Annotated in this window: 5 protein-coding genes; all 5 read left to right on the top strand. The window is 62.1% G+C overall.

Translation table 11 applies throughout. The features are described from left to right. A partial coding sequence (locus G533_RS0116300) for a transposase (RefSeq protein ID WP_205622638.1) occupies positions 1–321 on the top strand: 321 nt, incomplete at its 5' end. A gap of 620 nt (positions 322–941) precedes the next feature. After that, positions 942–2,264 carry a TolC family protein gene (locus G533_RS0116290; RefSeq protein WP_027950885.1) on the top strand — a complete coding sequence of 441 codons (1,323 nt, stop codon included), beginning with the start codon at positions 942–944 and terminating at the stop codon, positions 2,262–2,264. Further along, entirely contained in the window at positions 2,261–3,526 is a 1,266-nt protein-coding gene (locus G533_RS22405) for an efflux RND transporter periplasmic adaptor subunit (RefSeq protein ID WP_051230500.1), read from the top strand. The genes G533_RS0116290 and G533_RS22405 overlap by 4 nt, the downstream gene beginning before the upstream one ends. After that, entirely contained in the window at positions 3,523–6,660 is a 3,138-nt protein-coding gene (locus G533_RS0116280) for an efflux RND transporter permease subunit (protein ID WP_027950884.1), read from the top strand. The genes G533_RS22405 and G533_RS0116280 overlap by 4 nt, the downstream gene beginning before the upstream one ends. A 52-nt stretch (positions 6,661–6,712) precedes the next feature. Continuing rightward, positions 6,713–7,447: a MauE/DoxX family redox-associated membrane protein gene (locus G533_RS0116275; RefSeq protein ID WP_027950883.1), complete on the top strand. Its 735-nt coding sequence runs from the start codon at positions 6,713–6,715 to the stop codon at positions 7,445–7,447. Positions 7,448–7,461: the final 14 nt, after the last annotated feature.

The following is a 7,461-nucleotide window of genomic DNA, read 5'->3' as shown; positions in this document are numbered from 1 at the left end:
GACCTGCACATCATTCTCGATAATCACAGCGCCCACAAAACGAAAGAGATCAGAGATTGGCTGGAGGCCAGGCCTTACATTCACTTCCATTTCACGCCGACCAGTGCCTCCTGGCTGAATGCAGTAGAGGGTTGGTTTGCCCAGCTTGAACGGCGCGCCCTCTACCGCGGAGTTTTCACCAGCGTCCCAGAGCTCAAAGCAGCATTACTCGACTTTATTAAAGTCCACAATCGCACGTTGGCCAAACCGTTCAAATGGACCAAGGATGCGAAGGGTATCCTCGCAGCCGTTGATAGAGCAAAGAATGCGTTACCTAATTAATCAAGCGTCCCACTAGTGGGGTGTTTCCAGCCCCGCGAGGCGTATGTTGCAGCGCAAGTATAAGATGTGTGTTGTGCTCATTGCTCTGCTGGCCTTTGCGGGTCGGCTGGGGGCGGTTGCGTCTGCTCCCTGCACCATGATGGATACCGGCAGTGTGCCCGAGTCTGCACAGTTTGCAATGGTCATGGATCACGCCGGGCACACGTTAGCGGCTGAGGCCGGCGCCCCTGAGCAGTCATGCTGTGACGCACTGCAGTGTTCCCTGCTGCACTGCCTGTCCTCCGGAGCGGCGCTGGTTGACTCCCTGGTACTCGAAACTCCCCCCTGCTCCACTATCTTTAACGCTGGAAGTCCGGTCGCGTGTGTGTCGGCTGACGGCGTTTCGCTATTTCGTCCCCCCATTTTCCGCTGAAGCGGGGTTAGTGCGCCTGAAATTTGGCCACTCACACCCATTGCGGCGGGAGTTCGCTACTCCCCAAACGTAATCAGCGCCCTGCCAGCCGCCGTTTGCCTGTGCGCGTGCGGCGCAGGTGCAAGCTGTTGTTGCGCGAGCTATCCCACGGCGTTCCGGGTGGTCAAATCCCGGCGTGATGGGGCAGCAAGGGTTTCGAGGGAAGACAATGAATGTTTTAAAGAGAGCTCTCTGGTCACTGCTGTTGCTGTGTGCGCCGGCGCTGGCGCAATCAGACATGGCGGCACTCACGCGCGACCGGGCGGTTGCGCTGGCCGTTGCAGCCGACCCCTGGCTTGCGGGTAGTGCCTACCGACAGCAGGCGCTGTCTGACGAGGCCGCCGCCGCTGACAGCTTGCCAGACCCCCGTATCAACATGACGGCCGGGAATTTGCCGCTGGATACCTTTGCAATCAACCAGGAGGCGATGACCCAGTTTACCGTCGGCGTGAGCCAGGCGTTTCCGCGCGGTGACAGCCGCGCACTAGCGGCGCAACAGAAAATCCGGCTGGCGGAACAAGAGCCCCTGCGACGTGCGGACCGGGCCGCGCAGGTAGAACGCACCGTGACGCAGCTGTGGTTCGCGGCGTATTTGGCGCAGGAGACGATCGCGCTGGTGGAGCAGAGCCGAGGGCTCTTCAGGCAGCTATATGACGCCGCCAGACTCCGCTACGCGGCGGCACTGGGGACTACCCGTCAGCAGGACCTGGTGCGGGCGCAACTGGAGCTGACGCGGCTTGAAGATCGTCTCGTCGCGCTGCAGGAGCGCCGCGCAGCCGCCCAGCGGCGCATGGCCGAGTGGATCGGCGACAGTGCTCTGCTGCCCTTGCTCGCGCCTGACATCAGCGGCTCGGTGAAGGCGCCGGCTGCGTTGGGTGCTACTCAGCAATACCGCGACTTGATTGTCCGCCACCCGGCGCTGCAGGCGCTCGACAAGCGTGTAGAGGCCATGTCCGCCGAGGTGGAGCTTGCCCGGCAGGGGTACAAGCCGGCCTGGGGTGTCAGTGCGCAGTATGGCTACCGCGATGATGACCCACTGGGTCGCGATCGCGCCGATCTGTTCAGTGTGGGCGTGACATTTGACCTGCCACTGTTTACCGCGGACCGCCAGGACCGACAGGTCGGGGCAGCCGTGGCCCGTGCGGAGGCACTGCGTACAGATCGCCAGTTGCTCGCGCGCCAGCTGCTTGCCGAGCTGGAGACGGCGCTGGCCCGTGTGCAGCGCGTACAGGAGCGTGAGGCACTGTATGCGCAACAGCTATTGCCGCAGATGGCCGATCAGGCGGAGGCGGCACTCGCGGCCTACAACAATGATGACGGTGACTTCGCCGAGGCCGTGCGGGCGCGGATAGCAGAGCTTGATGCCCGTATGGAGTCGCTCGCGATCTCGGTGGAGCGGCAGCAGCTTTTGGCACAGGTGGATTATCTATTGGTTGCGGCCGACCGCGGCCGGTCGCAGCCGACGGTGAATAGCGCAGGAGCGAAGCAATGAACGCAATGATGAAAACCGTTGCCGCAACAACGCTGGGCGCGTTGGCTGGCGTGCTTGCAACGTTCTGGTGGAACAGCGCAGCACCGGCGCCGGCGGTCGAAGACACGGCTGCTAAGCCACTCTACTGGGTGGCTCCCATGGACCCGAACTACCGCCGCGATGCGCCGGGCAAGTCGCCGATGGGCATGGACCTGATACCGGTTTATGCCGACAAGGCTGACGCGGCCGCCACGGGCACGGTGCGTATTACCCCTGCGGTGACCAACAACCTCGGTGTGCGTACGGCCGAAGTCGTAATGGGGCGCCTTCCGTCTCTCATCAGTACGATGGGTTACGTGCAGTACGATGAAGACCAGTTGCGGCATGTTCATCCGCGCGTAGAGGGTTGGATCGAGACTCTGTTCGTGAATGCATCCGGTGATCCGGTCAGCCGCGGCGAGCCCTTGTATACCTTGTATTCACCGATTCTGGTCAATGCCCAGGAAGAACTGTTGCTGGCCTGGCGGCGCGACGACCCGGCTTTGGTCAAGGCCGCGTCAGAGCGGCTCGAGGCGCTGCGGGTGCCGCCAGAGGCGATACGCACGCTTCGGGACAGCCGCACAGTAAGCCGCACGGTTACCGTCACGGCGCCGCAGGATGGCGTGGTCGACACACTGCAGGTGCGCCAGGGGATGTACGTCAAACCGGGTATGGAGACCCTGTCGATTGCCTCACTCGATCACCTCTGGGTGATCGGTGAAGTGTTCGAGCGCCAGGCAACGCAAGTGCAGGTGGGCGACACCGTACGCATACAGCTGGACTTCGCTCCAGGACGAGAATGGGAGGGCAGGATTGACTACGTTTACCCCACCCTGAATACCCGCACGCGCACCCTGCAGGTGCGGGTGCGGGTGGCCAACCCCGATCACGTCTTGCGCCCCGGCATGTTCGCCCAGCTGCAAGTTGCGACCACGCCGGGCGAGCAAAGGCTACTGGTGCCCCGCGAAGCATTGATTCGCACCGGGTCGCAGTCCCGGCTGGTGCTGGCATTGGGCGAGGGGCGCTTCAAGTCGGTGGCGGTGGCGGCGGGGCGAGTCGGGCGGGAACAGGCTGAAATTCTCGCCGGCATAGCGGCGGGAGACCGCATCGTGACCTCGGCGCAATTCCTCATCGATTCCGAGTCCAGTAAAACGTCGGACTTCCTGCGCATGGAGGAGCATACCCGTGCGGCGCGCGAACAGGTGGATGATCACAGCGGCCACGCCAGGGAGCACACGCGATGATTGCCGCCATCATTCGCTGGTCGGTGCACAACCGCTTCTTCGTGTTGCTGTCCACGGTGCTACTCCTGGCTGCTGGGGCGTGGTCGCTGAAGAATACCCCAGTCGACGCCATCCCTGACCTCTCTGATGTGCAGGTCATCGTCAAGACCAGCTATCCCGGCCAGGCGCCGCAGGTGGTACAGGACCAGGTGACGTATCCTCTCACCACTGCGCTGTTGGCGGTGCCGGGGGCAGTCACCGTGCGCGGGTTTTCGTTCTTCGGGGATTCCTACGTGTACGTGATCTTCGAGGAAGACACCGACCTCTACTGGGCCCGCTCGCGCGTTCTGGAATATCTGTCGCAGGTTGCCCCCACGTTGCCCGATAACGCGCAGCCACAGCTTGGCCCGGACGCCACCGGGGTCGGTTGGGTGTATCTCTATGCGCTGGTTGATCGCAGTGGCAAACACGATATCAGTCAGCTGCGCAGCCTGCAGGACTGGTTTCTGAAGTATGAGCTGCAGACCGTTCCCGGTGTCGCCGAGGTTGCCGCACTGGGCGGGATGGTGAAGCAGTATCAGGTGAAGGTCAGTCCAACCAGGTTGCGCGCATTTGGCATCCCCCTGTCACTGGTGCAGACCGCGATCCAACGCGGCAACCAGGAAATAGGTGCCTCGGTGGTGGAAATGGCCGAAGCGGAGTACATGGTGCGGGCGACAGGTTACATAAAAAGTCCGGATGATCTCGCCAATATCCCGCTCGGGCTCGATGCCAACGGCACACCGCTGCGCTTGCAGGATGTTGCGGATATCACGCTGGGACCGCAAATGCGCCGCGGTATCGCCGAACTCAATGGCGAAGGTGAAGTGGTCGGGGGCGTTGTAGTCATGCGCTACGGTGAAAATGCGCAGCAGACCATAGAGCAGGTGAAGGCGCGCTTGGCTCAGTTGGCACTCGGTCTGCCGGACGGGGTGGAGATCGTCACCGTGTACGACCGCTCCGCACTCATTGAGCGCGCGGTGGACAATTTGTGGCGCAAGCTGTTCGAGGAGTTTCTGGTCGTCGGCCTGGTGTGCATGGCCTTTCTGTTCCACGTGCGCTCCTCACTGGTGGCCATTGTCAGCCTGCCGGTGGGAATTCTGGCCGCCTTTACCGTCATGCACTGGCAGGGGCTGAACGCCAACATCATGTCGCTGGGCGGCATTGCGATTGCCATTGGTGCCATGATCGACGGCGCAATTGTGATGATCGAAAACATGCACAAGCACATGGAGCGCACACCGCTCACACCCGAGAACCGCTGGCGCATTGTGGCGGATTCCGCGGCGGAAGTGGGCCCGGCGCTGTTCTTTACTCTGCTGATCATCACCGTGAGTTTCGTGCCGGTGTTTACGCTGGAGGCGCAGGAAGGGCGCATGTTCGCCCCCCTGGCTTTCACCAAAACCTATGCCATGGCGGCGAGTGCCGCGCTCGCCATTACCCTCGTTCCCGTGCTCATGGGGTACTTCATTCGCGGCAAGGTGCTGGCGGAAGACCGCAACCCGGTCAACCGGTTCCTCACCGCCGGTTACCTGCGCGTGTTGCAGCTGGCGCTGCGCCACCCCGCAAGGACCTTGCTGCTCGCACTGTTGGTTACCGTGGTCGGGTTCTGGCCACTGGGCAGGATTGGCAGTGAATTTATCCCCGAGCTGGATGAGGGCGACCTGATGTACATGCCTACTACGTATCCGGGGCTTTCCATCGGCAAGGCTCGCGAGCTTTTGCAACAGACGGATCGCCTCATCGCCACCGTGCCCGAGGTAAAAAGCGTGTTCGGCAAGGTGGGTCGGGCAGAGACGGCGACCGATCCGGCTCCGCTGACCATGATCGAAACCTTCGTGCAGTTGCACCCCCGTGAGCAATGGCGAGCGGGAATGACCACCGCAAAGCTCAAGCAGGAGCTCGACGCGCTGGTGAAGCTGCCGGGTGTGACCAACGCCTGGGTGATGCCGATCAAGACCCGCATCGACATGCTCGCCACCGGTATCAAAACGCCGGTGGGTATCAAGGTGGCCGGGCCCGATCTGCAGGAGATTGAGCGTATTGGGAAACGCCTGGAGCAGGTGCTGCAGGAGGTTACGGGTACCGCGTCGGTCTATTCAGAGCGTGTCGCGGGTGGGCGCTATATCAAGGTGGATATAGAGCGCGCTCGCGCCGCGCGCTATGGGCTCAACGTCGCGGATATACAGCAGGTGGTGGCCACGGCGGTGGGCGGCATGAACGTCACGCAGACCATCGAAGGGCAGGAGCGCTATCCGGTCAACCTGCGCTACCCGCAGAAATACCGTGACTCGCCTGAACAGCTGGCGCTGCTACCCATTGTCACTCCCGGAGGGCAGCATATCGTACTGGCCGATGTCGCCGGTGTGACCGTTGAGGATGGGCCACCCGCAATCAAGAGCGAGAACGCGCGGCTGAATGGCTGGACGCTTGTGGATATAGAGGGCGTGGACGTGGGTGGCTATGTGAGTGCGGCACAAACCGTCGTCGCCGATCGCGTTGAGCTGCCGCCCGGCTATTCGCTGACGTGGTCCGGGCAGTACGAATACATGTTGCGGGCCAAGGAAAAGCTCAGCTACGTGTTGCCGCTGACCCTGGGCATCATCGTGGTGCTGCTGTACCTCAACTTCCGCAGCGTGGCGGAAGTGGCGATCATACTGGGCACACTACCACTGGCTATGGTGGGCAGTGTCTGGTTGATGTACCTGCTGGGTTTCAACTACTCGGTGGCGGTCGGGGTTGGTTTTATCGCGCTGGCGGGTGTGGCCGTGGAGATCGGTGTCATCATGCTGGTCTACCTTGACCAGGCATGGCGTCGGTTGCTGGAAGAGACGGCCGGGCGGCCAACCACCGCGCAACTGAACGCGGCTGTCCTCAGCGGCGCCGGGCGCCGTATACGTCCGGTGATGATGACCTCGGCGACGATTATCCTGGGCCTGCTGCCGATCATGTTCGGCAGCGGAACGGGCACCGAGGTCATGCAGCGCATCGCGGCGCCGCTGGTGGGGGGCATGGCGAGCGCCGTGCTGCTCACCCTGCTGGTCCTGCCAACCGTGTATTTGCTCTGGCGTCGATGGGGTTTGCGCCATGGCTCAGGCGAGCTGCCACGCGGTTGACGCGCACAGCGTCTACACTTTTTGTGAGGAGAGACGAGAAGGGAGGTAAACCATGAGCAAACAAGCGACTCTGTACCGGATGGAGACGGCTGATCATCTCTGCCCATTCGGGCTTAAATCCCGCGACTTGCTCAGGCGCCAGGGCTATGACCTGGATGACCGGGTACTCGCCTCGCGGGAGGAGGCCGACGCCTTCAAGCGTGAGCACGGTGTGGAGACAACGCCACAGGTGTTTATCGCGGGCGAACGCGTTGGTGGTTACGAAGCACTGCGGTCGCATCTGGGCCTGGAGCAGGAGGGCGATTCAGGCACCACCTACAAACCGGTTATCGCGATATTCGGTGCCTGCGCACTCGCGGCGCTGGCGTTGGTGTGGGGGCGCAGCGGCGCCCTGGATTGGTCGGCATTGCTGGCGACCTTCATCGGTCTCAGTATGGTGGTGCTCGCGATACAGAAACTGCAGGATCTCACGGCGTTTTCCAATCAATTCGTGACCTACGACCTGCTGTCCATGCGCTATGTGCCTTACGCCTATGTGTACCCCTTCGCGGAGGCCTATGCAGGGATCGGTATGCTCGCCGGCGTGTTGCCCTGGGCTTTCGCGCCGGTGTCGCTGTTTATCGGCACGGTGGGTGCGGTGTCCGTGTTCAAGGCGGTCTATATGGAGAAGCGGGAGCTGAAGTGTGCCTGCGTCGGTGGTGACAGCCAGGTACCGCTGGGGTTTGTTTCCCTCACAGAGAATGTGTTCATGATTTTTGCGGGGGTGTGGATGTTGGTGGGTATGTGATGGCGATGAAAATT

The organism is Haliea salexigens DSM 19537 (genome assembly GCF_000423125.1).
GTDB lineage: Bacteria > Pseudomonadota > Gammaproteobacteria > Pseudomonadales > Halieaceae > Haliea > Haliea salexigens.
The sequence above is the reverse complement of the archived record's forward strand: the minus strand, read 5'-3'. Positions and strand labels throughout refer to the sequence as shown.